The sequence below is a fragment of the Pseudomonas sp. GL-B-12 genome (assembly GCF_019955895.1).
Taxonomy (GTDB): Bacteria; Pseudomonadota; Gammaproteobacteria; order Pseudomonadales; family Pseudomonadaceae; genus Aquipseudomonas.
The window spans coordinates 38,461-65,038 of the sequence record NZ_JAHBCX010000025.1 but is presented as its reverse complement, the minus strand read 5'-3'; the positions used below and the strand labels follow the sequence as shown (position 1 = coordinate 65,038).

The 26,578-nt window shown below is 57.0% G+C and carries 29 protein-coding genes; 14 read left to right on the top strand and 15 right to left on the bottom strand.

The window, feature by feature from the left end:
- Window positions 1-411: 411 nt before the first annotated feature.
- From KGA85_RS15535 to KGA85_RS15525, 3 genes are all read right to left on the bottom strand, one after another.
- Entirely contained in the window at window positions 412-753 is a 342-nt protein-coding gene (locus KGA85_RS15535) for a hypothetical protein (protein ID WP_223455851.1), read from the bottom strand.
- 84 nt (window positions 754-837) lie between these two features.
- Entirely contained in the window at window positions 838-1,335 is a 498-nt protein-coding gene (locus KGA85_RS15530) for a hypothetical protein (protein ID WP_223455865.1), read from the bottom strand.
- Window positions 1,336-1,450: 115 nt separating this feature from the next.
- Window positions 1,451-2,131, bottom strand: coding sequence for a DUF3313 domain-containing protein (locus KGA85_RS15525; protein WP_046037042.1), 681 nt, complete (start codon window positions 2,129-2,131; stop codon window positions 1,451-1,453).
- A gap of 286 nt (window positions 2,132-2,417) precedes the next feature.
- Here KGA85_RS15525 and KGA85_RS15520 point away from each other — a divergent pair, with 286 nt between their 5' ends.
- Both KGA85_RS15520 and KGA85_RS15515 read left to right on the top strand, forming a co-directional pair.
- Entirely contained in the window at window positions 2,418-3,239 is an 822-nt protein-coding gene (locus KGA85_RS15520) for a transporter (protein WP_223455850.1), read from the top strand.
- A 34-nt stretch (window positions 3,240-3,273) separates the two neighbouring features.
- Window positions 3,274-3,666 carry a GFA family protein gene (locus KGA85_RS15515; protein WP_223455849.1) on the top strand — a complete coding sequence of 131 codons (393 nt, stop codon included), beginning with the start codon at window positions 3,274-3,276 and terminating at the stop codon, window positions 3,664-3,666.
- 11 nt (window positions 3,667-3,677) lie between these two features.
- Here KGA85_RS15515 and KGA85_RS15510 read toward each other — a convergent pair whose 3' ends face one another.
- Complete coding sequence (locus KGA85_RS15510) at window positions 3,678-4,100, bottom strand: MAPEG family protein (RefSeq protein WP_223455848.1); 423 nt, start codon at window positions 4,098-4,100, stop codon at window positions 3,678-3,680.
- A gap of 81 nt (window positions 4,101-4,181) precedes the next feature.
- Entirely contained in the window at window positions 4,182-5,135 is a 954-nt protein-coding gene (locus KGA85_RS15505; protein ID WP_223455847.1) for a diiron oxygenase, read from the bottom strand.
- A 188-nt stretch (window positions 5,136-5,323) separates the two neighbouring features.
- On the opposite strand from KGA85_RS15505, the gene KGA85_RS15500 reads away from it, so the two are divergent.
- Both KGA85_RS15500 and KGA85_RS15495 read left to right on the top strand, forming a co-directional pair.
- A complete protein-coding gene (locus KGA85_RS15500) occupies window positions 5,324-6,280 on the top strand; it encodes an AraC family transcriptional regulator (RefSeq protein WP_223533198.1) in 957 nt (318 codons plus the stop codon).
- 212 nt (window positions 6,281-6,492) lie between these two features.
- The gene (locus KGA85_RS15495) at window positions 6,493-8,616 is read left to right on the top strand and encodes a TonB-dependent receptor (RefSeq protein ID WP_223543208.1); all 2,124 of its coding nucleotides are present in this window, start codon (window positions 6,493-6,495) and stop codon (window positions 8,614-8,616) included.
- Here the strand turns inward: KGA85_RS15495 and KGA85_RS15490 are convergent.
- The 5 genes from KGA85_RS15490 to KGA85_RS15470 form a co-directional block, all read right to left on the bottom strand.
- Window positions 8,604-9,110 carry a thiol-disulfide oxidoreductase DCC family protein gene (locus KGA85_RS15490; protein ID WP_223455844.1) on the bottom strand — a complete coding sequence of 169 codons (507 nt, stop codon included), beginning with the start codon at window positions 9,108-9,110 and terminating at the stop codon, window positions 8,604-8,606. The two genes, KGA85_RS15495 and KGA85_RS15490, sit on opposite strands and share 13 nt — an antisense overlap.
- Window positions 9,111-9,260: 150 nt before the next feature.
- Window positions 9,261-9,467, bottom strand: coding sequence for a co-regulatory protein PtrA N-terminal domain-containing protein (locus KGA85_RS15485; protein ID WP_223543207.1), 207 nt, complete (start codon window positions 9,465-9,467; stop codon window positions 9,261-9,263).
- A gap of 83 nt (window positions 9,468-9,550) precedes the next feature.
- Entirely contained in the window at window positions 9,551-10,204 is a 654-nt protein-coding gene (locus KGA85_RS15480) for a hypothetical protein (RefSeq protein WP_223455842.1), read from the bottom strand.
- A 224-nt stretch (window positions 10,205-10,428) separates the two neighbouring features.
- A complete protein-coding gene (locus KGA85_RS15475; protein WP_223543206.1) occupies window positions 10,429-10,704 on the bottom strand; it encodes a hypothetical protein in 276 nt (91 codons plus the stop codon).
- A gap of 127 nt (window positions 10,705-10,831) precedes the next feature.
- Complete coding sequence (locus KGA85_RS15470) at window positions 10,832-11,170, bottom strand: hypothetical protein (protein ID WP_223543205.1); 339 nt, start codon at window positions 11,168-11,170, stop codon at window positions 10,832-10,834.
- A 315-nt stretch (window positions 11,171-11,485) separates the two neighbouring features.
- Here KGA85_RS15470 and KGA85_RS15465 point away from each other — a divergent pair, with 315 nt between their 5' ends.
- The 5 genes from KGA85_RS15465 to KGA85_RS15445 are packed head-to-tail and all read left to right on the top strand — an operon-like array spanning window position 11,486 to window position 16,529.
- Entirely contained in the window at window positions 11,486-12,958 is a 1,473-nt protein-coding gene (locus KGA85_RS15465; RefSeq protein ID WP_223543204.1) for a cytochrome c oxidase subunit II, read from the top strand.
- 49 nt (window positions 12,959-13,007) lie between these two features.
- Window positions 13,008-14,783, top strand: coding sequence for a cytochrome c oxidase subunit I (gene ctaD, locus KGA85_RS15460; RefSeq protein ID WP_223455864.1), 1,776 nt, complete (start codon window positions 13,008-13,010; stop codon window positions 14,781-14,783).
- Window positions 14,780-15,472, top strand: coding sequence for a cytochrome c oxidase subunit 3 (locus tag KGA85_RS15455; protein ID WP_223455839.1), 693 nt, complete (start codon window positions 14,780-14,782; stop codon window positions 15,470-15,472). Before ctaD ends, KGA85_RS15455 begins: the two co-directional genes overlap by 4 nt.
- A gap of 6 nt (window positions 15,473-15,478) precedes the next feature.
- Window positions 15,479-16,198 (top strand): heme-copper oxidase subunit III family protein, encoded by a 720-nt coding sequence (locus KGA85_RS15450; protein WP_223543203.1) that lies wholly within the window; start codon window positions 15,479-15,481, stop codon window positions 16,196-16,198.
- A 13-nt stretch (window positions 16,199-16,211) separates the two neighbouring features.
- Window positions 16,212-16,529, top strand: a complete 318-nt coding sequence (locus KGA85_RS15445) for a cytochrome C oxidase subunit IV family protein (protein ID WP_223455837.1) — start codon at window positions 16,212-16,214, stop codon at window positions 16,527-16,529.
- A 32-nt stretch (window positions 16,530-16,561) separates the two neighbouring features.
- On the opposite strand, the gene KGA85_RS15440 is transcribed toward KGA85_RS15445, so the two are convergent.
- The 3 genes from KGA85_RS15440 to KGA85_RS15430 form a co-directional block, all read right to left on the bottom strand.
- Window positions 16,562-17,122, bottom strand: coding sequence for a magnesium transporter (locus tag KGA85_RS15440; RefSeq protein WP_223455836.1), 561 nt, complete (start codon window positions 17,120-17,122; stop codon window positions 16,562-16,564).
- A 134-nt stretch (window positions 17,123-17,256) separates the two neighbouring features.
- A complete protein-coding gene (locus KGA85_RS15435) occupies window positions 17,257-17,547 on the bottom strand; it encodes a hypothetical protein (protein WP_223455835.1) in 291 nt (96 codons plus the stop codon).
- A gap of 212 nt (window positions 17,548-17,759) precedes the next feature.
- Window positions 17,760-18,581 carry a helix-turn-helix transcriptional regulator gene (locus KGA85_RS15430; RefSeq protein ID WP_223455863.1) on the bottom strand — a complete coding sequence of 274 codons (822 nt, stop codon included), beginning with the start codon at window positions 18,579-18,581 and terminating at the stop codon, window positions 17,760-17,762.
- A gap of 97 nt (window positions 18,582-18,678) precedes the next feature.
- Here KGA85_RS15430 and KGA85_RS15425 point away from each other — a divergent pair, with 97 nt between their 5' ends.
- The gene (locus KGA85_RS15425) at window positions 18,679-19,635 is read left to right on the top strand and encodes a threonine dehydratase (RefSeq protein WP_223455834.1); all 957 of its coding nucleotides are present in this window, start codon (window positions 18,679-18,681) and stop codon (window positions 19,633-19,635) included.
- Window positions 19,636-19,742: 107 nt separating this feature from the next.
- Here the strand turns inward: KGA85_RS15425 and KGA85_RS15420 are convergent, their stop codons facing one another.
- Window positions 19,743-20,735 (bottom strand): GlxA family transcriptional regulator, encoded by a 993-nt coding sequence (locus tag KGA85_RS15420; RefSeq protein WP_223455833.1) that lies wholly within the window; start codon window positions 20,733-20,735, stop codon window positions 19,743-19,745.
- A 194-nt stretch (window positions 20,736-20,929) separates the two neighbouring features.
- On the opposite strand from KGA85_RS15420, the gene KGA85_RS15415 reads away from it, so the two are divergent.
- On the top strand, window positions 20,930-21,721 hold the full coding sequence (locus tag KGA85_RS15415; RefSeq protein ID WP_223455832.1) for a cysteine hydrolase: 792 nt from the start codon (window positions 20,930-20,932) through the stop codon (window positions 21,719-21,721).
- Window positions 21,722-21,891: 170 nt separating this feature from the next.
- Here the strand turns inward: KGA85_RS15415 and KGA85_RS15410 are convergent, their stop codons facing one another.
- The gene (locus KGA85_RS15410) at window positions 21,892-23,307 is read right to left on the bottom strand and encodes a DUF2252 domain-containing protein (RefSeq protein WP_223543202.1); all 1,416 of its coding nucleotides are present in this window, start codon (window positions 23,305-23,307) and stop codon (window positions 21,892-21,894) included.
- Between the two features lie 732 nt (window positions 23,308-24,039).
- On the opposite strand from KGA85_RS15410, the gene KGA85_RS15405 reads away from it, so the two are divergent.
- From KGA85_RS15405 to KGA85_RS15395, 3 genes are all read left to right on the top strand, one after another.
- Window positions 24,040-24,690, top strand: a complete 651-nt coding sequence (locus KGA85_RS15405) for a hypothetical protein (protein WP_223455862.1) — start codon at window positions 24,040-24,042, stop codon at window positions 24,688-24,690.
- Window positions 24,691-25,275: 585 nt separating this feature from the next.
- Window positions 25,276-25,728: an Ohr family peroxiredoxin gene (locus KGA85_RS15400; protein ID WP_223543201.1), complete on the top strand. Its 453-nt coding sequence runs from the start codon at window positions 25,276-25,278 to the stop codon at window positions 25,726-25,728.
- A gap of 127 nt (window positions 25,729-25,855) precedes the next feature.
- The gene (locus KGA85_RS15395) at window positions 25,856-26,314 is read left to right on the top strand and encodes a MarR family winged helix-turn-helix transcriptional regulator (RefSeq protein WP_008051025.1); all 459 of its coding nucleotides are present in this window, start codon (window positions 25,856-25,858) and stop codon (window positions 26,312-26,314) included.
- The last annotated feature ends 264 nt before the right edge of the window (window positions 26,315-26,578 follow it).

Here is a 26,578-nt window from a genome sequence, read left to right as displayed (position 1 = left end):
ATAATGCTTGGAATGAATTATCTGCGCTATCCGAAAACTGCAAGCTCGGGCAGGTGGGTTTGCGCGGAGCCACGCCTGGATGAACTAACTTCGCTGTTGCGACAGGTTTCAATTGCAACCTGAACTATCAGGATACAAATCAATGATTGTGTTTTTTGTGCGCCATGTTTGTGAAAGATTATTTTTGATTCTTATTAGCTTTGAATCAGGGTCGTTACCGCTTTAAATGGATCTCGAGGAGCGTTGACGCACATCGCGTACATGGTTTGTTTGTCGCGGCGTAAACGATCCTCACCTCTCGTTCTACGGCTTTGCCCCGGGTCCTTTCATGAAGGGCCCGGGGCTTTTTTTGTTTTGGAGGGGGGCAGGCGAAGTCTGGAGGGAGAAGGGCAGGCAAGTCGCTGTCTGGCGCTACAAGCATTCCTGTGCGGCACGCTCGAAGCTCGATGGCTTGAAGGTTGAGGCCAGCAATTGGCGCTCGTAAAGGTACACATTGCCTCCATCCTGTGCCCTACGGGTTTCCAACACAGTGTCTACGGCAACTTTGCTCGAAACGACAACCCGGTAGCTGCGTTCGCTCCCTGACACGACAGGGCTCATCTCTTCGTCCTTTAACTTCGGTACGAGGCAGTCGACATATTGCTCGGGCGATTTGTCCGTTTGCAAAGTTAAAGTCGGGTCGTTCGCGGAGGAGACACAGCCGGCCAGAAGCCAGGACGCGAGCATCACGACAGGGACACATACAATTCGCATCGGTGGAGCCCTTAAGTTGGATTCGGTCAGGTTCGTTGAGTCGTGCTCAAAAGGTCGATAAACACTTCAGGCCATCGTCGTCGATCAAGGTAAAACATCGTAGCCGCGTTGTTGCAGACAACTGCTGTAGACGGAGTTGTTGGCGGTGATGCTTTGTTCGCTCGCACTCAGGTTCTGCCTGCGCTCCTGACGTTGCCTGGAGCCCCCCACGACAGCGCCGGCAGCTGCGGCACTGCGTGCCCGGTTCTGGCGATAGTCTTGCTTGGTATCGTCGTCGATCTGGTCATAGACGTTTTCATGTTGGCGCCCCCGAACTTCTGCCGCGGTCGCCCCGGCTACCGCGGCGGTTGCGGCACCCTTGGCCCGACCGCCGGAAGGCACGGTGCTTTGTACCGGATGTTGCGCGTTAGCCTGGGACTGGCAGGTACTGGTGTCCTGCTGGATGGTCTGGGAAGTCTGGCCTTTGAGGGGTACCACCGTCGCCGCCTCGGCGCTGGTGCTCAAGAGCATCACAAGAATCGCCAAGGCACAGGTGCTCAAGAACACCATAAGGACCGCTAAGGTTTCAGCCAGTATTTTCATCATTGAGCCTCACGTCAGGCGTCGGCACGGCTAACGGTTTGTCAGAGGGAAAACGCAGCGTGACGTCACCTTGAAACCCCATGCCGGTCTGCTTGCGATGGGGTTTACCTGAGTGTCAACGCTTGAGGAGGAGGGCCTGCATATCGTCTGTCATGCCTTTGAGTGCAACCTTGAAGTCATTGGCAACAATCGGCTGCTCGGCATTCTTGACGGTCTCACCGAATACCTTGCGCACGATTTTCGCGACCGGCATACCGGTCTTGGCGTCGATCAGGTTGGCTTCGATGTACATCTCGGCGGTCTGATCCCGATGCCCGGTGGCTGCTTGTGTCGCCCCGACAATGGCCCCGATTGGAACGGCCTCATACCAGTGCATGCCTTCGTTGTTGGCGCTGACGTGAGTGATCGCCGCTTGCAGGATCAGCGATCGCGAATCGGTCGGCGCCAATTGTGGATAAGGGACGATCGTATAGCGGCGGGCAAAGGCGAGCTTGACGCTGTCGCTGGCCATCAATTGCAAGTCTTGCAGGGTTTTCAGGCTGACGCGCGCGGTCGGCTGCGGCGATGGATACAGTTCCATCTGCCTGAACACCACAGTGGAGTACGCGCGAGGATCGAACCCTGGCGATACCCAGCGCAATACTTTCTGCTCACTCGGCGTAGTTTGCTCCTCCAGGCCCTGGTAATTGCCCAGGAAGCCCGAGTATTGCTCTTGCTGCGCCACTTTCGAGACACAGCCGACCTGAAATACACAGCTCAAAGCAATACCCGCAATCCATTTATTCGACATGCCCATGTGTTTGGTTCTCAAGTGATGAAAGTTGTCATTCGGGTTCCGACCTGGCTCCAGGCATTGGTCTGGGCGCCTCGTATTCGGGCACTGGTACTCGCCGGTCGGTTACGCAAAGCAGGTGCTTGCACGCCGGTCAATGCGGGCCGAATGCTGCCCGTAGCAGCGGGATAATCCGAATCAATAACTCTCAAAAACTGTTAAACACGCGGCCAGGAAAAATTGCACATCGATCACAGTTGCCTACGCTAACCCTTTGCAACGCCGGTTTTGGCGTCTACAGGTGAGTGAGATGGATTTGAAAGAAGGATGGATGGGTACCGCGTCGACACTCGTCGTTGCGTTGGGCTGCATCCCGCTGGCTCAGGCCGAAGATTCGGCAGAGTTGGCGAAGAAAGCCCTCAACCCGGTCGCGGCGATGTACAGCCTGCCGGTGCAGTACAACTGGGACCAGAAGATGGGGCCGACCGGTGAGGGCATGCACAGCGTGACCAATATCCAGCCTGTGCTGCCGTTTGCCTTGAACGAAGACTGGAACCTCATTTCCCGGACCATTCTGCCGGTCATCGATCAGCATGGTCTGGCCCCCAATGGCGCGGCGGACAAATCCGGCACCGGCGATATCACCCAGAGTTTTTTCTTCTCGCCGACCAAGCCCACGGAAAGTGGCTGGATACTCGGTGGCGGCCCGGCGTTGCTGATACCGACCGGCAGTGACGAGTTGCTCGGCAGCGAGCAATGGGGCCTCGGCCCGACGGCGGTGGCGTTGAAGCAGTCCAACGGCTGGACCCGAGGCATTCTGGCCAACCATATCTGGGGCCTGGACGACAGCCCGCCGGACGACAAGGAAAAGGTCAACCAGACCTTCCTGCAACCCTTCCTCTCGTACACCACCCATACGTTCACGACCTACGGGGTGAACACCGAGTCGACCTACAATTGGCAATCGCGCGAATGGTCGGTACCGGTCAACCTGACGGTCACCCAACTGCTGAGAATCGGCGGTCAACCGCTGACGGTGCAGGCCGGCCCGCGCTACTGGCTCGACAGCCCGGAGGACGGCCCGCAAGGTTGGGGCTTTCGCGCCGCCGTGACGCTCCTGTTTCCACGCTGATACGCCGTTTCGGACGGCCTGGAGGAGACACCGCATGGACCGATTCACCGGCGGTTGTTTGTGCGGCAAGGTGCGCCTTGTTGCGTCGGGGCGCCCGTTCCGGGTTGGCGTTTGTCACTGTCTCGACTGCCGCAAGCATCATGGGGCGCTGTTCCACACGTCCGCGATATTTCATCAGGATGCAGTGACGATCGAAGGTGAAACACGTGACTACGCCGGGCGGCATTTCTGCCCGCAGTGTGGTTCGTCGGTGTTCTCACGCAGCGCGGACGAAATCGAAGTGAACCTCGGATCCCTGGATGCCCCTGACCAGCTGACGCCAACCTACGAGAGCTGGGTCGTGCGCCGCGAGGCCTGGTTGCCGGTGTTTCCACTCACCCGACGCTACGAGCGCGATCGAGACAGCACGGGGCGTTTTGAGGACTAACGGGCACCTATTCAAATGCCGTGAAAAGCGGCTATGACAATGAGCGCGAGAAAACACATCAACTGAACGCTGAAGAAAGTAAACCGAACCGCCACGAATGCATTGGTTTGCTCATGGGATACGTGAACCAGTGACTGGCACACGCGAGCGATCAGGACGAGTGTGGACAAGTAATTCACTGCTGCGCCATTGACATCAAGGGCTGTAATCACGAATACGATGACGGCAAAGACAGGCAGGTTTTCCACACAGTTGGCGTGAGCCCTTGTCCCGCGCCGATACCAATCCTCGCCTTCGAGCCGATCGCTTCGGAAAGAGGCTATCGGAACTCTCGAGAACAGGATTCCTACCCAGCGATAAACCCCGACGGTTGCCATCAACAGCAGCAAGGTCCAGGTCGCAAACCCAAGCAGCATCCACATCGGTATCGTCATGGCCGCCATCCTCGATAGTTCATTATCAGCACGTCATCCCACAGCCGCGCGGCCGACGAGCAGTCGGTCGCGCACTGTCGGTCAATTGCTCATGATGGGGGCCAGTGCGGTTTGAATCCGCGACATCTGCGCTGGCGTTGTCATCTGCGTCAGCAAACGGCCGTAGTGTGGATGCCGTACGCCCGAGATAATGTATTGCCAGCGGTAGGCGCTCAGCACGCAGGCTTTGATTTGCGCCGTCTCATCGCCACTGAACGATCGTGAAGCATTACTGATGAAGTAGTCGGCATCGGCTGCCGATTGTGCCTGCAGGATTGCGTCGACGGCCGCCACCAGCGCAATCAGATCGTTCACTGCCTGGTCGCGCTCGGCGGGCGAGAGTTTCGCGTGCTCGTCCCGCCACTCCAGTTCATCGAGTACCACGTGGCGGCTTTCATCCTTCCAGTGAAATTTGAAAACATCCTTGAACAACGGGCACAGCTCCTCGCGCGGGGCGATGCTTTGCACGTAGTGCGCCTGAACAAACAGCTCGATATGACAGGTCAGCGCCAGCACCGACCAGGTGCTGGCCGCGAGTACCGCGCGCGCCACCTCGTTTGGATCGGCAACCTGACGATATCCCGCTGGCAAATGCGCACCCATCATCGTCTCCATGCGCCGGAACAACTCCTGGTGCTTGATCTCGTCGTTGGAAAAACGCACCAGCGCTTCAAGCGCCAGTTGATTGTCAAATACATGGGCCCGACCCTGATCGAGCATCTTGGCACTGATGAAACGCTCGACCAGACCAAAGATGTACGCATAGGTCCGGCCCTGGATCTGACTGAGCAGGCGTGCCTCGGCCGCATCGAGAAAGGTCAGGCGGTCGACCTGCGAGAGTCCGTCGGGCAGGAATTTGCGCGAGAAGTCGAAACTGCGGTCCTGGAGCAGATCGCGATCGATCTGCCATTCGGTTTTTTTCGAAGACCTGACCATTTGCGCATAACGGGCGGTGTTGCCTGACGCTGAGCCGGGTAGGGTAACGACGCTGTTCATATGGATCTCCTGCTGCCCTGGTTGAGTTGGAATGGGGCAATTTCGGTTGACGTCGGAGCCAATGAGCCTCTGGGGACAATCTCGATCGCTGAGTCCGCGTTGGTGCTAATCTAGGCGTCGCAGTTCAGGCGGTGAATGACCGGTGCGCCTGAATACCTGCTCCGGACTCCGGAAAGGAGGGCGGTCAAGTGTTGGATGCGCTTTCTGATGTCTTGCGTGTGATTCGGCTGTCTGGAGGCGTCTTCCTCGAGGCGGAACTCACTGCGCCCTGGTGCATCAACGGCAGAATCTCGGCGGATGATTGCAAACCGTTCCTGGCAGCACCTCGACACATCATTGCGTCGCATTTTGTCGCCTCTGGGCGCATGCAAATTCAAATCGACGGTGGTGCCGCCATCGAGGTAGGGGCAGGCGAGCTCGTTCTGCTTCCTCGCAACGACGCTCATTCCTTTGGCAGCGATCTGAGCCTTGCGCCTATGCCGGCCAGAGAAGTCATTGAGCCGCCAGAAATCGGTGGCATTTCACGGATCAAGTACGGCGGGGGCGGTGAGGCCACGCAGTTGTTGTGCGGGTTCCTCGGTTCGGAAACCCCCTTCAGTCCGTTGCTTTCGTCGCTGCCTTCCTTATTGAAACTGGACCTGCGCGCGACGGCTTCGGGCACCTGGATCGAAAGCTCCTTCCGTTTTGCTGTCAGTGAGATCGCGGCGGGCCGAGTCGGCTCGACAACGGTCATCGCCAAGCTATCCGAACTGCTATTCGTCGAAGCCGTCGGCCAGTATGTCGCCAGCCTTCCCGCTGAGCGGCGCGGGTGGCTGGCGGGTTTGCGCGATCCGCATATCGGGCGCGCACTGGCACTACTGCATGCTCGTCCAACCGAGGGCTGGACGGCAGAAGCACTGGCGCTTGAGGTGGGCATGTCGCGCTCGGTGTTCGCCGAGCGCTTCACGGCATTGGTCGGACAGCCACCGATGCAATACCTGACACTGTGGCGCATGCACGTGGCGGCTCAACACCTGCGCGAAGGTCGCGGCAATGTGGCGCAAATCGGCTTTGCCGTTGGCTACGACTCCGAAGCCGCGTTCAGTCGCGCATTCAAACGCCAATTCGGCACATCCCCCGGCACCTGGCGCAGACAATCGGCATGAGAGGGGATTGAGCTGTAGCCGCCTACCCTGAGCGTCAGATATTGAACTGTAACGGCCCTAGGCTTGACGTCCGGACGGAGCGCTTCTGTCGCCCATCAATCAAATTGAGACGATCGTTCTGAGTCGCGTCAATGATTTGTATCGGAATGATATGTATTTACTTACAAAAGATAATCGTTATTATTCGCGCGATCATTCATACAAAGGTGTCCATGGTGGCTCGATCGCGCATTTACCCAGCCTCTCTGTCGTTGCTGGGCGTTCTGGTTGTACCTGATTTACAGGCAGAAACGCAGCCAGCTCTAACCCTGCCGGCAACCGCTGTGAACAGTGATTACAGCGAGCAGAGCTACATGTCGACCGAGAGCAGGAGCGCGCTGAAGATCGATGCCCCGCTACGGGATATCCCACAAACCGTCAACGTGGTTCCCCAGAGCGTCATCAAGGATCAGGGGGCTCAGTCGATGGAAGACGTGCTGAAGAATGTCCCCGGTATCGGCCTGTCCAATGGTGACGGCCAGCGCGACCAGGTCACCATCCGTGGTTTCAGTGCCATTGGCGACATGTACATCGACGGCATTCGCGACGATGCGCTGTACTTCCGGGATCTGTCCAACGTCGAGCGGGTGGAAGTGATCAAGGGGCCGGCTGCGGTGCTCTATGGCCGAGGCTCTTCGGGGGGGCTGATCAACAGCATCAGCAAGACACCCAACTTCGCACCCAGGCAGGAGGTCGGCGTCAGTGTCGACAGCGAGGGCAAAAAACGCACTCAGTTCGATGCCGGTTGGGCCGATCAGCAGCAAGGCGATAAAGCCTTTCGTGTGACCGGTGCGCTGGAGAACAGCGACACCTTCCGGGATGACGGCTACATCGACCGCAAGGCCATCGCGCCTTCGGCCTACTTCAAGCTCTCGGATGATCTGGAACTGGACCTGGGCGCGACCTATCTGTATGACAAGCGCCTGATCGACTTCGGTATCCCGGCACGAGGCGACCGACCGGTCGATGTGGACCGCGACAAGCGCTTCGGTGCCGCCGACCCGGATGATGACTACACCCGCAGCGAAGTGTTCTCGTTCACGGCGGGTGTCGACTACCGGATCAACGACGATTTCAGCCTGAGCAATACCAGTCGTTACTACCACTACGACCTGGATCGCAACAACACACTCGCGGACTCCAGCCCGACACGTTTCGTCACTGCTCCCAATGGTGAACTGCTGGTAAAACTCAACCGCGGCAACGTGCAGCGCAAGGAGGACGGGTGGTTCAACCAGACCGAACTCAAGCAGCGCGCCGTGCTCGCCGGGATGAACCATAACCTGCTCTATGGAGTGGAGCTGGGGCGCCAGGTGAAGGACCAGTCCGTATTCAGCCAATCCAATGTGGCCAGGGTGCCGGTGTACCGCGATGCCTTGGTCGACGTGCCGTTCCAGGCCAATCGGCAAACCGCCAAGGGTACCAATACCCAGGACACTGCCGGCTTCTATATACAGGACCTGATCGAACTGGCGCCACAGTGGAAGGCTCTGCTGGGTGTGCGTTACGACGTGTTCAACCAGGAATACGCCGATGACCTGACGCACAGCGAGCTGTCGCGCACCGATACGACCTGGAGCCCGCGAGTCGGTCTGGTCTACCAGCCCGATCAAGTGCAGTCCTATTACGTCTCGGTGAGCCGTTCCTACCAACCCTCCGCCGAGATGTTCGCCCTGAGTACGACGAACCAGGATCTGGAACCAGAGGAGACCACCAACTTCGAGATCGGCGGCAAGTGGGACCTGCTCGACAATCGCCTGGCGTTGACGGCGGCGCTGTTCCGCCTGGAACGCACCAATATGAAAACCAGCGATCCGGCGAACCCGACCAAACTGGTGCTTGCGGGTGAGCAGCGCACCGATGGCCTTGAGCTGACCGCCAGCGGGCAGTTGAGTGACAAATGGCAGGTCTATGCCGGTTACGCCTATCTGGATGCCGAGATCACCAAGTCCAACAGCTTTACCAACGGTGTCGCCAACGAAGGCCAGGTACCCACCTTGACGCCGCGCCACAGCGCCAACCTGTGGTTGGTGCGTTCGCTGACGCAAACCTGGCGTGTGGGCTTGGGAGCCAACTATGTCGATGACCGCTATACCGCGCTGGATAACAATGTGGTCATGCCGGCTTACACAACAGTGGACACCGCGCTGCTGTACAACCAGCCGAAATGGGACATGGCCCTGCGTCTGCGCAATGTGTTCGACAAGGACTATTACGCTTCGGCGCATGGTTCGGTGGATCTGATCACGCCCGGTGCCCCACGGACGCTGGAGCTGAGCAGCAACTATCGCTTCTGAGTACAGTCCTGAAGAACAGGCGTCCGGCATTGTCGGGCGTTTGTTTGGGGCGCTTTCAAAAAGCGCTGTTCATGATCAGGTTCCGGCAACAGGCATGTGTCGTATTTCCCGAAGAGCCGATAACGATTAAGCGCAATGCGGTCGTATGTCCAATCTCGAAGTTTGCGAGGGAAGATGCGCAATAGATTCACGGGGCGCCAGAGTGCGGGAAACTGGGCGATGATTTCGAAAAATGCATCCGAACGTGCCCAGTAGTGTCGGTCGCGGATCACCGCCATGGTGTCGAATTGATCCATGGGCAAACCCGCCCACGCGAGCAGAGCCTGCCCCTCGGGTGACTGAACCGCCGCCAACCGCAGGCGCCGCTGGCGATCATGGCGAATCAACAACCTCACCCAGCCATTGCACAGCTTGCAGACACCGTCGAACAAGACCACCGTCTCTCCAGGTTTGAGCAGTGGCGCGGGTGACGGGCGGATGTGCGAGGCTGGCATAAGCGTGGGTCCAAGGGAGCCTGGTTATCCCGGAACACTGGATTTTGTGTAAACGGGATTTCGGTTAAAACGACAAATGCAGCACCTTGAGTGCTGCATTTGAGGCTTGAGACCGCACATTATTGTCGGCCTGGGGACGCGCTACTCAGATCAGCTTTTGGCGCGATCGGTCGCCTTGGCTTTGCTTTCAGCTACAGCGCCTTCAGTCTTCTGTTTCTGTGCAACCTGGAAGGTTTTCATCGAGACTGTCCGGGCCGACTCCATGCGAGCGAAGGTCCGGTCACCGCCACCGGTGGCCATGGCCAGAGAAGAAGCGGTCAGGGTGGCGACTACGAAGAGAACTTTCATGGATTTCATTTGGGTATCCTCAAGTGAGATTTTGTTAACAGCTAAAAGCGGAATTTATTTACTAAAGCTGAACTTCCTTGTTCAACCTGGCGTCACCATCCAGCCAGAGCGGCGTTTCCTGGTGACCAGGTGCCTTGCTCCATGCGCCCTTCGGAGTCTTTGTTTTTTGCCCAGGCAGTGAGCAGTACCATCATCGCGAATCCACCAACGATGAGAACCGGATAGGCTGCCAGCAACTCCACCAGCGAGTACTTCCAGGCCAGCGGACGACCAACACCGAGCATGGCGGCATAGAACCACGACACGCCAGAGAGGGCGCCGGAGAACAGCGCCAGCATGCGCAGGTTGAAGGAGAGTTTCAGTAACGAACCGGCTTTTTTCAGCGCCGGCAATACAGCGCTATGCAACAGGAAGCCGTTAAAGGTCAACAGTACAACGATGCCGATCTTGGCTTGCAGTTTTGGATTGAGGAAGTACTCCATCCCCTTGCCGGCATAATCGATCCCGATAATACCAATGCCCGTAATCCAGAGCGCTACAAGTGCAAGCGATACGGTTTTTTGAAGGCTTTCCATGTGCGCGTCATCGTGGTGACCTGACGCATCGCCTTTCAGGAGTTGCTTGACCATTGCAATGTCACTGGTCAAAACCAGCCCGATTGCCACACAGCAAGCGATAAGATGGAAATATACAACGCCCAAACGCAAATATTCCACGGTGGACGAAGAAAGCATACTAAGTTCCATGGTTACCTCTTGGTTATAATAGTGAATCAACATGGCTCTCATGTACGGCTTAGTTGATATTTGCCGTTGCTGATTGCAATCAAGATCCAGAAGTTTCTATTAATTAATCTTGCGGCGTTACGCTGGCAAGACAATAGCGGGTTTCGCGAATGAACTTTTAGTCATTCGATCATGTCCATTTTCAGGTAACAAAAAACCTCAATCGCACTGGGTGCATAGGAGGTTTAACTTCCGCTTCTGGGGTCAGGTGAGGGGGCAGAGCCCGTGTCATCTGTTGCGTATTCTGAACGAAAAAACCCGGCTCCGTTCATTTTTTGATCAATTATCCTGACCAACGGCAGTGAAATGGCTAGTCGCTCATTGCCTGCCAGGATAGCGCCAGCCAGCACCATTACTGGCTTTGCGGCGAGTTCGGAGGCAGCTGAGAGCCCCGCCGATTTTTTCGTCTTTTTTTGTGGATTCCATGGAAAAAACGGGGGGGGTACAAGCTGGTCGGCCATAAAAAAGCACCTGGTCGGGTTTACAAACCAGGTCAAGGTACTGTCATTTCCCCCCCCTGAAAAAGTCAGATTCTCCACATGTGGGGGTACCCACGGAGAAAGACCGAACCCGGGAATCGCGTAGTCGTTACTCAAGCAACTGATCAATCAATACCGCATTGGTATAGATCAAGCTGCCATCGCTCGCACGGTGCCCGACCAGATGAAACTGACCGCGTTCGTCGTGCAAATAGACACGCATTTGACAGTCGGACAAGGGGGCGTATCCCTCGGGCATGATCAAGTCCATCGAGTCCATATCGACATCGACCATGGCTTCAGGCTCGTGGGTCTTCTGCAAGCGCTCTTCGGCCTCCTCCAGACGGACATGCAGAGGTCCGTCGACGTAGAAATGGACTTCCCCCATCGGGATGGACTTTTGGGCGCCGCTGGTTTTGCACCAGCCTTCGATCGTCAGGGCACTCATGACGAAACCTCCCATGTGGATTGTTGGACTCTGTAGCTATCGTCTCTGCTCAATGCCGTCACTTATGTTTGATGACTACACCAGGGCAGGGTTCGTCTTTTGGGGCCGCTTCTGGCCGAACTCTGCCGTCCGTCATCAGAAATTCAGTATAGCCGGTCGCCGGGCCTCGCTTGCCGACCTCGCGGTACAAGCCGATGGCTCTATACTTCTTACTGACTTTGCCGCCCGGATGGGTGGTAGTTGTCTGCCCTGCTTGGACGTCAGTGGCGATGCTTTTGCATAACCGATGAACAACAGGAATAGGATGAAGAGGAAATGGCAATAGCAATTATCTTGATACTAATCGTTATTGCATCAGTGCTATTCCACATATTGGCGCCTTGGCAGGCGACACCGGCAGCATCCAACTGGGGATCCATAGACACCACCCTGTTCATCACCCTGATCATCAGCGGAATATTTTTCATTGCCATCACGGTATTCATGGCGGTAGCGGTGATGCGCTATCGTCACAAGGAAGGTTCCAGGGCGGCCTACCAGCCAGAAAACAAAAAACTGGAATTATGGTTGATTGTCGTTACCTCGCTAGGTATTGCCGGGATGTTGGCGCCAGGACTGGTTGTTTACAACGATTTCATCCGGGTGCCGAAGAATGCTTACGAACTTGAAGTAGTCGCCCAGCAATGGCAATGGGCCTTTCGATTTCCCGGCCAGGACGGGAAGTTGGGCAAGTCGGATATCAAGTTTGTCAATTCCGCCAATCCCCTCGGTGTTGATCCCAAGGATCCTGCAGGGCAGGACGATGTGCTTGTAATGAATAATGAAGTTCGCCTTCCGCTCGATCGGCCGGTGAAAGTCTTGTTGCGCGCTAAAGATGTACTGCACGATTTCTATGTACCGCAAATTCGCAGCAAGATGGATATGGTGCCAGGGATGGTGTCGTACTTTTGGTTTACGCCGACTAAAACCGGAAAATACGAAGTCCTTTGCGCTGAATATTGTGGCGTAGGTCATTACAACATGCGCGGCCATATGATCGTGGAAGAGCAGGGCGTCTTCGATCAATGGCTCAAAGGCCAGCCGACTTTTGCGCAGACATTGACCACAGCTGCCACGCCCAGTCGAGACAGCGTGCTGGAAAAAGGCCGCCAGTTGGTCGAACAACTCGGCTGCAAGGCCTGCCATAGCCAGGATGGCGGTGCCAGTCTCGGCCCGGGATGGAAGGATTTGTACGGCCGCACTGAACAGCTTGCCGATGGCACCAGTGTGCTGGTCGATGAGGCCTATCTGAAAGAGTCGATTCTCGATCCGAAGGCCCGATTGGTACAGGGCTACCCGCCGGTCATGGTGGCCTATACTCTCAATGGCGATGAACTGGGTGCTGTCATCGCCCTGATCAAATCACTGGGTGCTGCGCGGCAAGACGATGAACCTTCGACTGGCGAAGCGTCGAGCCCGGGTGAAGACCTGGTGGCGCAGGGACAGCGACTGGCCGGGTCGCTCGGCTGTCTGGCCTGCCACAGTGTCGATGGCAACAAGGGCGTCGGCCCCAGCTGGCAGGGCCTGTATGGCAAGACGGAAACCTTTGCCGACGATACGAGCGTAAAGGTCGATGAGGGCTATCTCAAAGATTCGGTTCTTCATCCCAATGCCAAAATCGTCAAGGGCTATGCGGCCGTCATGCCGGCATTGGCTCCGAGTGACGAGGAGCTGAATGCACTGATCGCTTTCATCAAATCCAAAGCGAATGCCGACGCTGATGCGAGCAAGGCGGAGCCAGGGAAGTAGCCGTAAAGCAGCCAGGAATGCACCGAAACTTCGACAGGAGGATGACGTGATGGCCTATGCGGAGCAAGCCGAAACAGAAGCACTGCACGAGCCCAAAAGTTTCCTGACCAAATACATCTGGAGTCAGGACCACAAGGTCATAGCCATTCAGTATTCGTTGACGGCCATCTTCGTGGGGCTCATCGCTCTGGTGTTGTCCGACTTGATGCGCATGCAGATAGGCTTCCCCGGTAGTTTGGCGTTCATGGACGCCAGTACTTATTATCAGGCGATGACCATGCACGGCATGATCATGGTCATTTACTTGCTGACGGCCTTGTTTCTAGGCGGCTTCGGCAACTATCTGATCCCGCTGATGGTGGGCGCCCGCGACATGGTCTTCCCCTACGTCAACATGCTCAGCTACTGGTTTTACCTGGTGGCGGTACTGGTGTTGCTCAGCAGTTTTTTTGTCCCTGGCGGCCCCACAGGTTCCGGCTGGACGCTCTATCCGCCACAGTCCATAGCTCAGGGGACACCGGGGGTCGAGTGGGGCATCGTCCTGATGCTCGTCTCACTGGCGATTTTCATTGTCGCGGCCACCATGGGCGGGTTGAACTACGTCACTACGGTGTTGCAGGCGCGCACGCACGGCATGACCTTGTTTCGCATGCCACTCTCGGTATGGGGCATCTTCATGGCCTCGATCATGGCCTTGCTGGCGTTCCCGGCGTTGTTTGTCAGTGCGGTCATGATGCTGTTCGACAAACTGTTGGGCACCAGCTTCTTCATGCCGGCGATGATCTCGCTGGGGCAGCAGCTCGATCACCAGGGTGGCAGCCCGATATTGTTCCAGCACCTGTTCTGGTTCTTCGGCCACCCGGAGGTCTATATCGTTGCTCTCCCTGCGTTTGGTCTGGTGTCCGACTTGATCAGTACCCATGCGCGTAAAAATATCTTCGGCTACCGAATGATGGTGTGGGCCATTATCGCGATTGGCGTACTCAGTTTTGTGGTCTGGGCGCACCATATGTATGTCAGCGGAATGAACCCGTACTTTGGCTTTTTCTTCGCCGTCACCACCTTGATCATCGCGGTGCCGACCGCGCTGAAAGTCTACAACTGGGTGCTGACCCTGTGGCAGGGCGACATCCATCTGACCGTGCCGATGCTGTTTGCCCTGGCCTTTATCGTCACCTTCCTGGTCGGCGGCCTGACCGGGTTGTTTCTCGGCAATGTGATCGTGGATATTCCGCTCTCGGACACCTATTTCGTCGTGGCCCATTTTCATATGGTCATGGGGGTCGCCCCGGTCCTGGTGGTGTTCGGCGGCATTTATCACTGGTTCCCGAAAATCACCGGGCGCATGTGGAACGACACCCTGGGCAAGCTGCATTTCTGGATTACCTTTCTGGGCACCTACGCCATCTTCTTCCCCATGCACTACCTGGGTTTCCAGGGCATGCCACGACGCTACTACGCCTATGAAAACTACGCGTTCATCCCACAGTCTGCGCAAGAGTTGAATGCCTTCATTACGGTGGTCGCATTGATCGTCGGCGTGTCCCAATTGCTGTTCGTGTTCAACCTGGCCTGGAGTGCATTCAAGGGCAAGCCGGCAGGCAGTAATCCCTGGGGCGCGGCCAGCCTGGAATGGCAGACGCCGAACACCCCGCCGAAACACGGTAACTGGGGAGAGAAGCTGCCGGTCGTGCATCGCTGGGCCTATGACTACAGTGTGCCGGGGATAGAGCAGGATTTCGTGCCGCAAACGGTTTCCGCCGAGGAGCTGGAGCACATGCGGCAACTCAGTGCCGGAACTAAAATAGCGGACGTCAAGACATGAACAGACTGCTATTGAGAAACGCCGACGGCGCTGATCCCGGCGGCAGCTGGAGTCGCGACCCTGAGGGAATTCAGGCCGGCGAGGGTGCCGATAGAAGGCAAACCGCAAGGGTAGGTCTGCGCTTGTTTCTGGTGGTGGTGAGTTCGTTATTCTTCCTCTTCCTGATCGCCTTTGTCGCCCGTTCACAAATGGCCGACTGGCTACCCCTGACAGAGCCTTTGGCGCCGCTAGGCAATCTCCGACCGCTCTGGCTGAATTCGGCTTTTCTGGTATTGAGTTGCATCGCACTGCAGTGCTCGCGCATGGCCGCCCGACAGGCTCGGCTGGGCGCAACTGTCATTGGTTTTGCATTGGGGGGTGTCTTTGCCATTGCCTTTCTGGCGGGGCAACTCTGGGTCTGGCAGCAGTTTGTCGCCTGGGGCTACTTTGTCGCGAGCAATCCGGCCAACAGTTTCTTCTACCTGTTGACCGGTCTGCATGGGCTCCACCTACTGGGCGGGCTGATCGCCTGGTGCTGGATCGTCGCTAAATTCCTGCGTCATGTGCCGCTGGTGCAACTTGGCGCCAGCGTAGAGCTCTGTGCCATCTATTGGCATTACTTGCTGGGCCTGTGGTTCGTGCTATTCGCGCTGTTGGCCAGCACGCCGCAAACCTATGAAGCCATCGCCAGATTCTGCGGCCTGAGGTGAACAGCCATGGCATTGCACCCACAAGCCCAAGCCCAAGCCGAGATCAGTTCATCCAATCCACCAGGCTTGCCGCCAGCACCGGGATGGCAGGGCATCGCCAGCGATTGGTCCTCGGATAAAGAGGCCTTCAAGCAGGTGCCTTGGGGCAAGGCGATGATGTGGATATTCCTGCTCAGCGATACTTTTATATTCACCTGTTTTCTGACCGGCTACATGTCGGTACGCATGACCATCACCAGCGCCTGGCCGAACCCCAGTGAAGTGTTCGCATTGACGATCGGCGGCAGGGAAATCCCGCTTATTCTGATCGCCATCATGACCTTTGTGCTGATCAGTAGCAGCGGCACCATGGCCATGGCCGTCAATTTCGCCTATCGCCGTAATCGCGCGAAAACCACGGTGCTGATGCTGGCGACCGCTGCCCTGGGGGTGACTTTCGTCAGCATGCAGGCATTCGAATGGAGCAAGCTCATCGCCGAAGGGGTGCGTCCCTGGGGCAACCCCATGGGGGCGGCGCAATTTGGTGCCTGCTTTTTCATGATTACCGGGTTTCACGGACTGCATGTGTCAATCGGCGCCCTCTACCTCAGCATCGTGGCGCTGAAAGTATGGCGCGGAGATTATGAGCGCTCCGGAAACTACCAGAACGTCGAGATAGCCGGGCTTTACTGGCACTTCGTGGATCTGGTGTGGGTATTTATTTTTGCATTCTTCTATTTATGGTAGAGGAGCACGAGTGATGGCACATGCTCAGGGTCAGCAACATCCAATCAGTCTGTACCTTAAGATCTGGGGGCTGTTATTCGTCCTCAGCACGATGTCGTACCTTGTCGACTATTTCCACTTCCATGGCTACCTTCGGTGGTCCCTGATTATCACTTTCATGCTGTTGAAGGCAGGTTTGATTGTCTCCATCTTCATGCATATGGCATGGGAGCGCCTGGCCATGGTCTACGCCATACTGGTGCCACCTTTGTGTTTACTGGTGCTCATCGGGCTGATGGCCACCGAGGCAGACTATGTTTTCCTCAGCCGGGTCATTTCCTTTGGCCAATAAGCAGCTTTCGGATGGCCTTGATTCTCCAGGCGCTAACCCGATATCACTCGCTTGAATTGATGCCATTTGTGCTGCCAGGCCACTGTCCAGTGGGGGGCTGCCGCTCCCGTGCCAGCGATCTTCAGTTTTGGATGATGTTTGATTACCTGGTCCAATACCGATTCTTGATTCGGTTCAACATCCACGAAAAAGATATGTTTGCCCTCGGTTACCACCTGCTTGAAATTGCGGAAGTGAGTGTTCGGCACCTGGAACCCAAAAAAACCGCCTTCCCAGATGCAGAAGCCCAATACAACAATGGCAAGGAAGATGAAGGGCATCCAGCCTGCGGCGGATTCGGTCCAGCCCATCCAATAGGCACCACCCAGGACCAGCGCCGCGAGTGGCACACCGATCACCGCACCAATCTCACCAGAGTGAACAGCATCCTGTTCCATTAACGAGTTGACCTCGTGGAGGTGATGTTGTTCTACATCAGCAACTTGTTCACTGAGCACATGAATCTGTTCGGAATTGATGCCGCTGGCTTCCAATTCATATTCAACGGTTTCGAGATCGTTGAGATTGTCGCTGATGTAATAGTGTCGATTCATGCCACACCTCCAAACTCGTGTTTGCTGTAGACCTCCTCTGTCCGGCAGCAGTGATTATCTGTACCCTGGGGAACGTTGCACACTTCATGCAATCTGAGAAAAAGTATAGCACTCACCACCCTGTGGATCGGTCGCTAGTTGATCTGCACAATGACCGGACCCTCCGTTACGATCGGCGGGTTCGCGTGGATGTTCGAGGTATTTTTCTGAATCCAGTCACGCGCGACTTTCAGGCTCGCATCACTGCCGGCCTTGTCCGCGCAAACGGTGATCGACGTACCACCGTCACCCGTATTCAGCAGTGTGTAGCTTACGAGGCCAGGCACTGTCCGCAGGGTTGCTTCGATGTCGACTTTGCGCTCTTCTAAAAGCTCGAAAAGCTGCTTTGCTCCAGTACCCAGGTAGGTTCTTATCACCGCATACATAGTCGTCTCCTTTGGGAGTAACTTCTTGATGCCAATCCAGATCCGTTGATGGCGGCAATCACTCAGGTTTCAGTTCGCCCTGATTTATTAAGCTTAGCCAAACGCCAGCGACAATCGAAATGCAACGACCACCGGCCACGTTTGGCCGATTTCTGCTTGTCAGCAACGGCAGGCAGAAATCCGCCCGTTGCAAACAACAAGTTAGCCCGGCGCTAACTGAACCTCGAACATTGACGCAACTGCGCCGGACTCACTCCAAGGCGTTGCTTGAAGGTGGTCGCCATATGCGCCTGGGAATTGAAACCGCAGGCGTAGGCGATCTCCGTCAGTGTGGCAGTCGAATCGCGCATCAAGGCACGGGCCCTGGCGAGACGTCGGTCGATCAGGTAACTGTGCGGGCTTTTGCCTGTGGCGTTTTTGAATGCCCGCATGAAATATCCTTCGGACAATCCAAGCAGGCCCGCCATCGCCGGTACGCTCAACGGGCTATCGAGGCCTGCATCAATGAACTCATCGAGCAAGCGCATCCGGCTGCCGGTTATCGAGCCATGGGGTGCTGTCGACACCGCTTCGCTATCCGTCGCCCGCTCGGACAATGCCAGTGCCCAGGCTTCCCAATCGTTCTCCACAGAGGCCAGCAACAGCGCGGCGCGCATTCGCCGTGCGAGGGCAGTGGCCTGCCGATCGATGCGATTGTTGAAGGTACGATCCCCCACCAACGCCATACCGTCGGTGCGCATCACCCGCAGGTATTCACCGCCCTGGGGTGATTCGGACAGCACGTCACACCCGGCGGGGACAAATGCCAGGCCGTTGGGCACGGCATCGAAGGGGCGTATTCGGTCACTGCCGATGGCGTGCAGGCCTCGCTGGCTGTCGAAGGCAAAGCCGATTCCCGCCTGGGTCGCGACATATCGGGTCGCGTAGGCGCAGCCGGGGAGCAATTCGATCGCCCAGGGACCGGCCTCGATACGGCGGACCGGTTCGGACAGGAGTGGTGGCGGCAGGCGATTTCGATGACTCATGGACAGCATAGTAGTGAAGAGTGGGGGCAAAAGTCAGGTCAGTTTTCTGAAAGCCGGAACACTGCGCCCGTGTTCAGACTGGGCAAAATCTCAGGGGGGACAACTCATGCACAGACTGACTCGCGACGACATCGAACAGGCCGCTCGCAGCGTTTACCAGGTCATGCCGGCCACCGCCCAGTACCCTTGGCCCTTGCTGGCTCAGCGGTTGGGTTGCACGGTGTGGGTCAAGCACGAAAATCACACGCCTACCGGTGCTTTCAAAGTACGTGGCGGTATCACCTTCATGCACTGGCTCAAATGCGAGCACCCGGCCGCGAAGGGCATTGTCAGCGCTACCCGCGGCAACCATGGCCAGAGCCTGGCGCTGGCGGCTGGCGCACTGGGTTTGAGGGCGTTGATCGTCGTGCCGCAAGGTAACTCGGTAGAAAAGAACAACGCCATGCGCGGCTTTGGCGCTGAAGTGGTCGAGTATGGCCGCGATTTCGATGATGCCCGTGAAGAGGCTGCCCGCCTGGCGCGAGTGCATGACCTGTTCCTGGTTCCGCCGTTTCATACCGAGCTGGTCAAAGGCGTCGCCACTTATGCGCTGGAGCTGTTCAACGCCGCGCCAGACCTGGATACCGTTTATGTGCCGATTGGCTGTGGATCGGGGATTTGCGGGGTGATCGCCGCCCGCGACGCGCTGGGTCTGCAAACAGAGGTGGTTGGCGTGGTTTCCAGTGAGGCTCTGGCCGCAAAGTTATCGTTTGACGCTGGAGCAATACGCGAAACCGCCTCTGCCAACACCTTTGCCGACGGCCTTGCCGTGCGTAAGCCGATTCCTGAAGCCTTTGCCGTCTACTCCGCAGGTGCCGCACGGATCGTAGCGGTCAGCGATGACCAGATCGCCGAGGCCATGCGTGTGTATTACACCGATACCCATAACCTTGCCGAAGGGGCCGGTGCGTCGGCGTTGGCAGCGCTGATCTCGGAGCGTGAAGCCATGTCGGGAAGAAGGGTGGGGGTGATTCTGTCCGGTGGCAACGTCGACAGATCGGTGTATGCGCGAGTGATTGCGTGAAGGGGACCTTGAGAACGACTGCTGATCGGGCGAAACAGTTGCTCCTGGCCCAGTGGATCAGCGAGCTGCTGGCTTGAGTCCGGTTCGGGGTTTGTACGAGTCTTCGCTTATGTGGACGATTGATCCGGTTTTTTTCCGGACCCACCATTGCCTTTGGCCAGGCGGGCACTGCGGCGCAGTTCCTGTGGCGTGCGCCCTATGACTCGCACGAAGCTGCGAAGCATGTGATCGGCATCGCCGAATCCGAAGCACCTGGCGATCTCCTCGAAAGTCTGGTGCCCGTCCTCGACCAGTGGCCGCGCTGACTCGATACGCAGGCGCTCGATAGCTTTCGCCGGCGTCACCCCGACCGATGCTGCGAACACGCGGCCAAACTGGCGTACGCTCATATGTGCAACGTCTGCCAGGCGTTCAACTGACAGATCATCACGCAGGTGATCGCGCACATAGCTCAGCACGGTGCGGATCCGATCCGAGCCTGGGTCGAAATCCAGCAGCGAAGAGAACTGATACTGGCCACCGGGTCGCCGATAGTAGACAACCAGCATGCGCGCGACGGAGCGTGACACCTCCTTGCCCAGGTCCTGCTCGATCATCGCCAGGGCCATGTCGATGCCCGCCGACATACCGGCGGACGTCCAGACATTCCCGTCTTCGGTCCAGATTCGATCTCCGTCCACGCGCAGTGACGGATAGCGTGCTTGCAATTGCGGCGCGTAGTTCCAGTGCGTGGTCGCGACACGACCGTCGAGCAGGCCGCTCTCGGCCAGCAGGAAGGCGCCAGTACAGACGCTGGCAGTGCGGCGAGCGCGCGGGGACATCTGCCGTATCGCCGCTGCCATCGGCAGCATCCTGTCATCGATCGGAGCGGTGGGGGCGCCGACGATGATCAGCGTGTCGAGGTGGTCGACCACCTGCAAGGCTTCGGTCGCGACTTGCAGCCCGCTCGAAGCGCTGATCAATCCACCTTCAAGCGAAGCGACTGTGAATCGATAGCCAGAAGGGCGCGCACGATTGGCGTTGGAGAAGGCTTCGAGCGGGCCACTCAGATCGAGCAATACGAAGCCCGGATAGACCAGGAAACATATGTGACGCTGCATGCACGGAACATCCACAGTCTGAATGGCGGCCATAGTACGCGCTTGGTGTCTGGAAGGTCACGGGGGGGCATTGAGCCCACCCGTCTCATGCAAGGTGAGGAGCTTGTCGGCCGAAATCCAGGGATATATGTCCATTTCGTGCCGTCTTCTCGCCGTACCGTGAATGCACCACCCCCACACTGCGGACGTGCAACATGACCTTCAACCGAATTCATCCTGCCAGACTCATCTCCTGCGCCACCTTGCTGGGGGCGATCCTGATGGCGCCCGGCATCGGCTTCGCCGCCGAGAACCCCTACGCCGATCCAGCCAAACCCGCGCTCCCGGCCTCCACCTTTGAATGGGATTCCAGTCGAACCGCACTGGTCGTGATCGACCCGCAGATCGACTTCATGAGCCCGGAGGGTGCGGGCTGGTCGGTCTTCGGCCAGAGCGTGACCGAGCAGAATCTGGTGCCGAATCTGACCCGGCTTTTCACGGCGTTCAAGCAGGCCGGAGCAACCGTCGCCATCTCGCCACACTACTACTATCCCCAAGATCATCAGTGGAAGTTTGAGGCGCCAGCGGAGACCGTTCAGCACAAGCTGGGTATGTTCGACCGCAAGGGCGCTTTGACGCTCGATGGATTCCGCAATTCGGGTGCCGATTTCATGAAGGAGTTCAAACCCTTCATCGAAGACGGCAAGACCCTCGTCGCCTCACCACACAAGCTGTATGGCCCGCAAAGCAACGACCTGATGCTGCAGTTGCGCAAGCAGCGGGTCGACAAAATCATCCTGGCGGGCATGGCCTCCAACCTGTGCGTCGAATCGCACCTTCGCGAGTTTCTGGAGCGCGGTTTCGAGGTGGTAGTCGTACGTGACGCGGTCGCCGGCCCGAAGCTGCCTGACGGCGATGGATACGGTAGCGCGCTGGTCAATTTCCGCTACATCGCCAACGGCCTGATGACAACTGATGAGGTCGTGAAAAAGCTGGAAGGGCGCTGACCTTGGGCATGCCCCATTTCCTGACCAGACAGGGGAGTACCCGCACGGGATGTGCTCAACGCATGCCGATGTGGTCAATCAGGATCTGTTGAAGTTCATTCGCGGCTGATCCGGTCGAGCCATGGCTCTGCTGCTCGCAGGGCCATGGCAGGGCTCATGGTTCGGCCCCATCACTCTTCTTCTCTGAGTGCATGGATCCGCCCTGATTTTTCCGCAGCTATCAGCGCGGCATGGTCTTTCGCATTTTGATTGGCATAGGCGATGGAAAACTTGCCGATGGCCTGGTCGAAGGAATCCAGCTTGCCCAGGTAGCCACTGATGAGCGCCGCATCCCCGGATTTGGCGTGGGCACGGGCGAGGGTATGACCACACCACTCGGCGTACATCTTCATCCGTGCGGCGGAAACACCTTCGATGGGCGCTGACATTTTCATGTCTCGCAACTGGCGTACAAAGAAATGCCGGCCATTTTGCCCGCGTGTCCAGCCCAGAAAGATGTCGCTGGAGGACTGCATCAGTCGTTGTCCTGTGACAACACGCTGCCCCTGGTTCTCGTAGTCGCTGTTGCCCGCATAGGGCGCCAATACCGAGGGGCAGGCTTCCTTGAATTGCAGGAGCAAGGGGTGGTTTTCCGCAGAAAAGAACAGGCCGACGAAACAATAGGTCCCCACGCTCCCGATCCCGACAGCCTTGACGGCAATGTCTTCGAGACGGTAGCGATCGAAGAGCACGCGCCGTTCATGGGGCAGTGACAAACGATAATCATGCAGTGCGACACGGACTCGCTGCCTGAAGCCCTTTTCATACACATGAAAAAGCAAGGGCGACTGATCGATCAGTCGTCGCCGCCCGCCAACCTCGCTGCTGATCTTGGGGTAGAGGTAATCACCGAGACGCAACCTGGCCTTTGCGATCACTTGCTCGCGAATTTTCCTGATCTCGGCATTGGGCGCCATATCGATGATCGCTTGGGCATCCAGGCGGTCATACCAGACCTCCAGCGGGCCCATTTTCGAAAATTTGCGCAGGCCTTCGCGGTAAGCACAAGCGCATTTGACGGCAATGTCCCGTGCCTCTTTATCGTTGAGTCGGTTATCGCGCGCGGCCACGGCAAAACTGATCGCCAGGCGTTTGACATCCCATTCCCAGGGAGCTGGGAGCGTTTCGTCGAAATCGTTGATGTCAAAAATCAGATTGCGCTCAGGTGTCGCGAACAACCCGAAGTTCATCAGGTGGCAATCCCCGCAGGCTTGCACCTTTACGCCAGTGGTTGGGGTCGTGGCCAGGTCATGCGCCATCAAACCTGCAGAGCCACGTAAAAAGGTGAATGGACTGCGCAGCATGCGCCCGTAGCGCAGCGGCACCAGGTTGGGCAGTCGATAGCGGTTGGACTCTTCGAGCAGTTCGATAGGGTCGCGGCGCTTGCCGGGTGGTTTCCATTCGGCGTGAGCCGAATGCGGCAGGCGTTCGCGTAGTTGCTCACCTGCGAATAGACGCTCCTTGCGCGAGAGAAAGACCGAATCGTCACCGGTGTCGCCCGATGGCTTGGCCAAGCCGTCGGCAGATTTGCTTTTGCGGGGGGGCATGGCCACTCCTTTGCTCAACGAAGTCTGACTCGCTCGGGCACAGGATCTGGTAATGCGACTGTTCCATCAGCCCCCGGGGTGGGCGTGCACTGGCATCCTGGAAAGTGTCGAAGCTGTTTTTCAAGCGTAGCAGCTCAGGTCATGGATGCTGTATTGCCAGTACTGAATGTGCGCTGGATTCGAAGTGGTTTGCGGATGACTGCAGGCAACTCGAACTTGCCGGTGACAGGTAGGAAATTGAACCACTGGTCGGGTCTGGCGACGAAAGTTCAGCGCAATAGCGGTTTTTTTTTCGGCATATGACCGGAAACGATTCAGCTGCGTAGCGACGCGGGTTTCAGCCAAAGAGGCAGGGATCCCCAGGTACCGGAAATAGTACCGCTTGTCGATGTTTCTGCTTAAAAAATGAACGATCGGGATATGCTGGGCTCTGATTTCCCAGCAGGTGGATCCTTAGGGTCCCGCTGCACTCACTAGTAAAATGGACGTATACCTCATCTGCATTGAATGGAATGCGCATGGGGATTTTTTTTACCTGAGACCTGGAGTGATAGTATGCCGTCATCACTGACTCGCGGGGCGAGTCGCTCTCTCTTGTAATACCAAATTATTTAGTTGCTTCAATCTTTGCCAACTTGACCTTGCAAGTGCGAATAAATAATTCGCATGCCTAGGGCATGGTCAATTTGCACTGCTGCTATAAGTGGAGATGTGGTCTTGGATATTAATACAATGATCGGCCTGATCGGCCAGAAAGAATCCATGGAGTTTTTGCGTTTAGGCGTTGTGTACGTTCATCTGTTGGCTTGCTGCGTAGCGATTGGCCTGGTGTTTGCCAGCGATGCCGCCATGGTCAAGGATTTATTGAAAGGTCGCGTGTCGTCGGGGCACGACAATGAACATATGGCCAGTCTGCAGAAGTCTGTTGCCAATGCGTTGATATTCTTGTGGGTGACTGGCGCTGCGATTATAGGTATTGATTACCTTGATAAAGGCATGAACTATTTTGCCAATCCAAAACTTCAAGCCAAAGTCATTATTGTATTGTTGCTGACGTTCAACGGCATGTTGTTGCACCGCTATGTATTGCCTGCAATGTTGAAGGCCAGTTCGTTGCTTGATCTTAAGGTCAATGTACGAATGTTTGCCCTGTTCTCTGGCGCACTGTCGGGCGTGTCCTGGTTGTATGCCGCCATGCTCGGTGTCGGTCGACCGCTGGCCTGGAAGTATTCGCTCACCGAGTTGCTGATGGCCTATCCGGTGTTGATCGTGCTCGGCTTTGCGATGATGGTGGCGCTGACCGAGTGGGCGCGTAAACGCAACGAAGCAGCGCCAGCTCATGAGACTTCGTGGCTGTTTGCGGGTATTCCTGCGCTGCGCTGAGCTGACGAAAATCCAGGGAAAGACGGGTGAAACCCTCTGAACCGTTCAAACATCAGACCCCCTCCTTGTGAGGGGGTTTTTTGTGTTTGTGGGTATCAGCAAGTCAAAGAAAACCGGCTTGATTGGCCGGTTTTTTTTCGAGTGAAATACGCCCATTTCATTTCAGCGCCAAAGCGTTGATCGTTCCGAAGCGCGTAATCAGTGGTCCCCCCAGGGCCGGACGGCGGAATCCGATCCTCCTTTCGGCAAGGAGAAGGGTAGCGAGGTTGACCTCGTGTCTACCGCTCATCGCCAAGGCATAAAATAATCTTTGACATCATTGGGGCTTTGGTTGAATATTCATCTATCGCATGCGATCTAATCGAAAGCGATATGAAGCAACAACAACCCTTGCCGTTTGGAGACTCAGCCATGAACACCGGAAGCCGCCGCACAATGTTTATCTCGACCGCTCACGCTTCCCATGGCCAAAACGGCAACAACTGGATCATTGCACACGCCAATTGATGAACGTCGTCTTTTTAAGTGTCACAAACATCGCATGCGATATAATCGCACGAAACATAAAATCCTGAGGAAGTCCCCATGAGCAAGATCGAAAAAGTACTGGCAACCGGCAAAACCTACACCACCCATAACAGCGCAGGCAACACCTCGCGCGGCCATAACGGCAACCTCGATATCGTGCTGTCGTCCCCCGGCAGCGACACACCGGCACACGTGCTCACCGCCGTCCAGCCACACCCGAAAGCCGAGCAACTGTTCGCCGGAGCGTGGTCGGCCTGCTACATCGCAGCGGTGGGGCTCGCCGCCCAACAGATGAAGGTGACACTGCCGACAGATACGGCCGTCGACATTGAAGTGGACCTGGGCCAGACCGGCGCGGCTTACTTCCTCCAGGCCCGACTGACTTTGCGCGTGCCGGGGCTGGACCAAGGGGTGGCGACCGAGTTGGCCCACAACGCCGATGCAATCTGCCCGTACTCCAAGGCCACACGCGGCAACATTGATGTCGACATCAACGTCCTGACGGCATAACCCACTGCACGGCCGGCTCACCGGGGATTGTCCCGGTGAGCCGGCCGTCGGTGTTTATACGCACTTCCGATACCATCGCGTACGACGTATAGTTTCAGTCTCGCCAGATTGACCCAAGAGAACGTCCATGAAAAACACCGACAAGACATCCGCCCTGGATCTCAAACTCTCCGAGTTCCTGTGTTTTGCGGTCTATTCAACCAACCTGGCCTTCGGCAAGGCCTACAAGCCGATGCTCGAACGGCTCGGCCTAACCTACACGCAATACATCACCCTCGTTGCGCTGTGGGAGGAAGACAACCAGACCGTCGGCAGCCTCGGTGAAAAGCTGTTTCTCGAATCCAATACCCTCACGCCGATCCTGAAGAAGCTGGAAGCGATGGGTTATTTGCTGCGCCAGCGCGACCCGGAAGACGAACGCCAGGTGCGGATCAGTCTCACCAAAGAGGGGCGAAAACTGCGCGAAGGCCTCACCGAAGACGGCTTTCCGCAAACCGGTCTTGACCCTGACGACTTCGTGCAAATGCAGAAGGCCATTGTGAAGCTACGGGGCAGTCTCATCCGGTCGACGAAAGACAGGGAGTAAGTTCTATCGAGTAAAGTGAGTGGCCCCGGATTTGCGATGTGCACCAAGTAACGGATCAGATCTGAGCGGCTCATTAAACCCGGGGGGCAATTTGGCTATCCGATGTTGTGCGGCGGTTGCACGGCAGGACTGGCCCTCTGGTCTTGACACCCCCCCGATTTCGGAGCGAGCTCCCCCCACTAATGGGCGCGATTCCCCGGCAGAATTCGCGTCTCCATTAGCTCAAGAATTTCAAGTTCTGAGCAATGTTTGCCGGGCTCTCAG

Bases quoted from the DNA above. Each gene is read 5' to 3' on its own strand.
- KGA85_RS15535 (WP_223455851.1), bottom strand. From the start codon at position 753: ATGCGAATTGTATGTGTCCCTGTCGTGATGCTCGCGTCCTGGCTTCTG.
- KGA85_RS15530 (WP_223455865.1), bottom strand. From the start codon at position 1,335: ATGAAAATACTGGCTGAAACCTTAGCGGTCCTTATGGTGTTCTTGAGC.
- KGA85_RS15525 (WP_046037042.1), bottom strand. From the start codon at position 2,131: ATGGGCATGTCGAATAAATGGATTGCGGGTATTGCTTTGAGCTGTGTA.
- KGA85_RS15520 (WP_223455850.1), top strand. From the start codon at position 2,418: ATGGATTTGAAAGAAGGATGGATGGGTACCGCGTCGACACTCGTCGTT.
- KGA85_RS15515 (WP_223455849.1), top strand. From the start codon at position 3,274: ATGGACCGATTCACCGGCGGTTGTTTGTGCGGCAAGGTGCGCCTTGTT.
- KGA85_RS15510 (WP_223455848.1), bottom strand. From the start codon at position 4,100: ATGACGATACCGATGTGGATGCTGCTTGGGTTTGCGACCTGGACCTTG.
- KGA85_RS15505 (WP_223455847.1), bottom strand. From the start codon at position 5,135: ATGAACAGCGTCGTTACCCTACCCGGCTCAGCGTCAGGCAACACCGCC.
- KGA85_RS15495 (WP_223543208.1), top strand. From the start codon at position 6,493: ATGGTGGCTCGATCGCGCATTTACCCAGCCTCTCTGTCGTTGCTGGGC.
- KGA85_RS15490 (WP_223455844.1), bottom strand. From the start codon at position 9,110: ATGCCAGCCTCGCACATCCGCCCGTCACCCGCGCCACTGCTCAAACCT.
- KGA85_RS15485 (WP_223543207.1), bottom strand. From the start codon at position 9,467: ATGAAATCCATGAAAGTTCTCTTCGTAGTCGCCACCCTGACCGCTTCT.
- KGA85_RS15480 (WP_223455842.1), bottom strand. From the start codon at position 10,204: ATGGAACTTAGTATGCTTTCTTCGTCCACCGTGGAATATTTGCGTTTG.
- KGA85_RS15475 (WP_223543206.1), bottom strand. From the start codon at position 10,704: ATGGCCGACCAGCTTGTACCCCCCCCGTTTTTTCCATGGAATCCACAA.
- KGA85_RS15470 (WP_223543205.1), bottom strand. From the start codon at position 11,170: ATGAGTGCCCTGACGATCGAAGGCTGGTGCAAAACCAGCGGCGCCCAA.
- KGA85_RS15465 (WP_223543204.1), top strand. From the start codon at position 11,486: ATGGCAATAGCAATTATCTTGATACTAATCGTTATTGCATCAGTGCTA.
- ctaD (WP_223455864.1), top strand. From the start codon at position 13,008: ATGGCCTATGCGGAGCAAGCCGAAACAGAAGCACTGCACGAGCCCAAA.
- KGA85_RS15455 (WP_223455839.1), top strand. From the start codon at position 14,780: ATGAACAGACTGCTATTGAGAAACGCCGACGGCGCTGATCCCGGCGGC.
- KGA85_RS15450 (WP_223543203.1), top strand. From the start codon at position 15,479: ATGGCATTGCACCCACAAGCCCAAGCCCAAGCCGAGATCAGTTCATCC.
- KGA85_RS15445 (WP_223455837.1), top strand. From the start codon at position 16,212: ATGGCACATGCTCAGGGTCAGCAACATCCAATCAGTCTGTACCTTAAG.
- KGA85_RS15440 (WP_223455836.1), bottom strand. From the start codon at position 17,122: ATGAATCGACACTATTACATCAGCGACAATCTCAACGATCTCGAAACC.
- KGA85_RS15435 (WP_223455835.1), bottom strand. From the start codon at position 17,547: ATGTATGCGGTGATAAGAACCTACCTGGGTACTGGAGCAAAGCAGCTT.
- KGA85_RS15430 (WP_223455863.1), bottom strand. From the start codon at position 18,581: ATGCTGTCCATGAGTCATCGAAATCGCCTGCCGCCACCACTCCTGTCC.
- KGA85_RS15425 (WP_223455834.1), top strand. From the start codon at position 18,679: ATGCACAGACTGACTCGCGACGACATCGAACAGGCCGCTCGCAGCGTT.
- KGA85_RS15420 (WP_223455833.1), bottom strand. From the start codon at position 20,735: ATGCAGCGTCACATATGTTTCCTGGTCTATCCGGGCTTCGTATTGCTC.
- KGA85_RS15415 (WP_223455832.1), top strand. From the start codon at position 20,930: ATGACCTTCAACCGAATTCATCCTGCCAGACTCATCTCCTGCGCCACC.
- KGA85_RS15410 (WP_223543202.1), bottom strand. From the start codon at position 23,307: ATGCCCCCCCGCAAAAGCAAATCTGCCGACGGCTTGGCCAAGCCATCG.
- KGA85_RS15405 (WP_223455862.1), top strand. From the start codon at position 24,040: ATGATCGGCCTGATCGGCCAGAAAGAATCCATGGAGTTTTTGCGTTTA.
- KGA85_RS15400 (WP_223543201.1), top strand. From the start codon at position 25,276: ATGAGCAAGATCGAAAAAGTACTGGCAACCGGCAAAACCTACACCACC.
- KGA85_RS15395 (WP_008051025.1), top strand. From the start codon at position 25,856: ATGAAAAACACCGACAAGACATCCGCCCTGGATCTCAAACTCTCCGAG.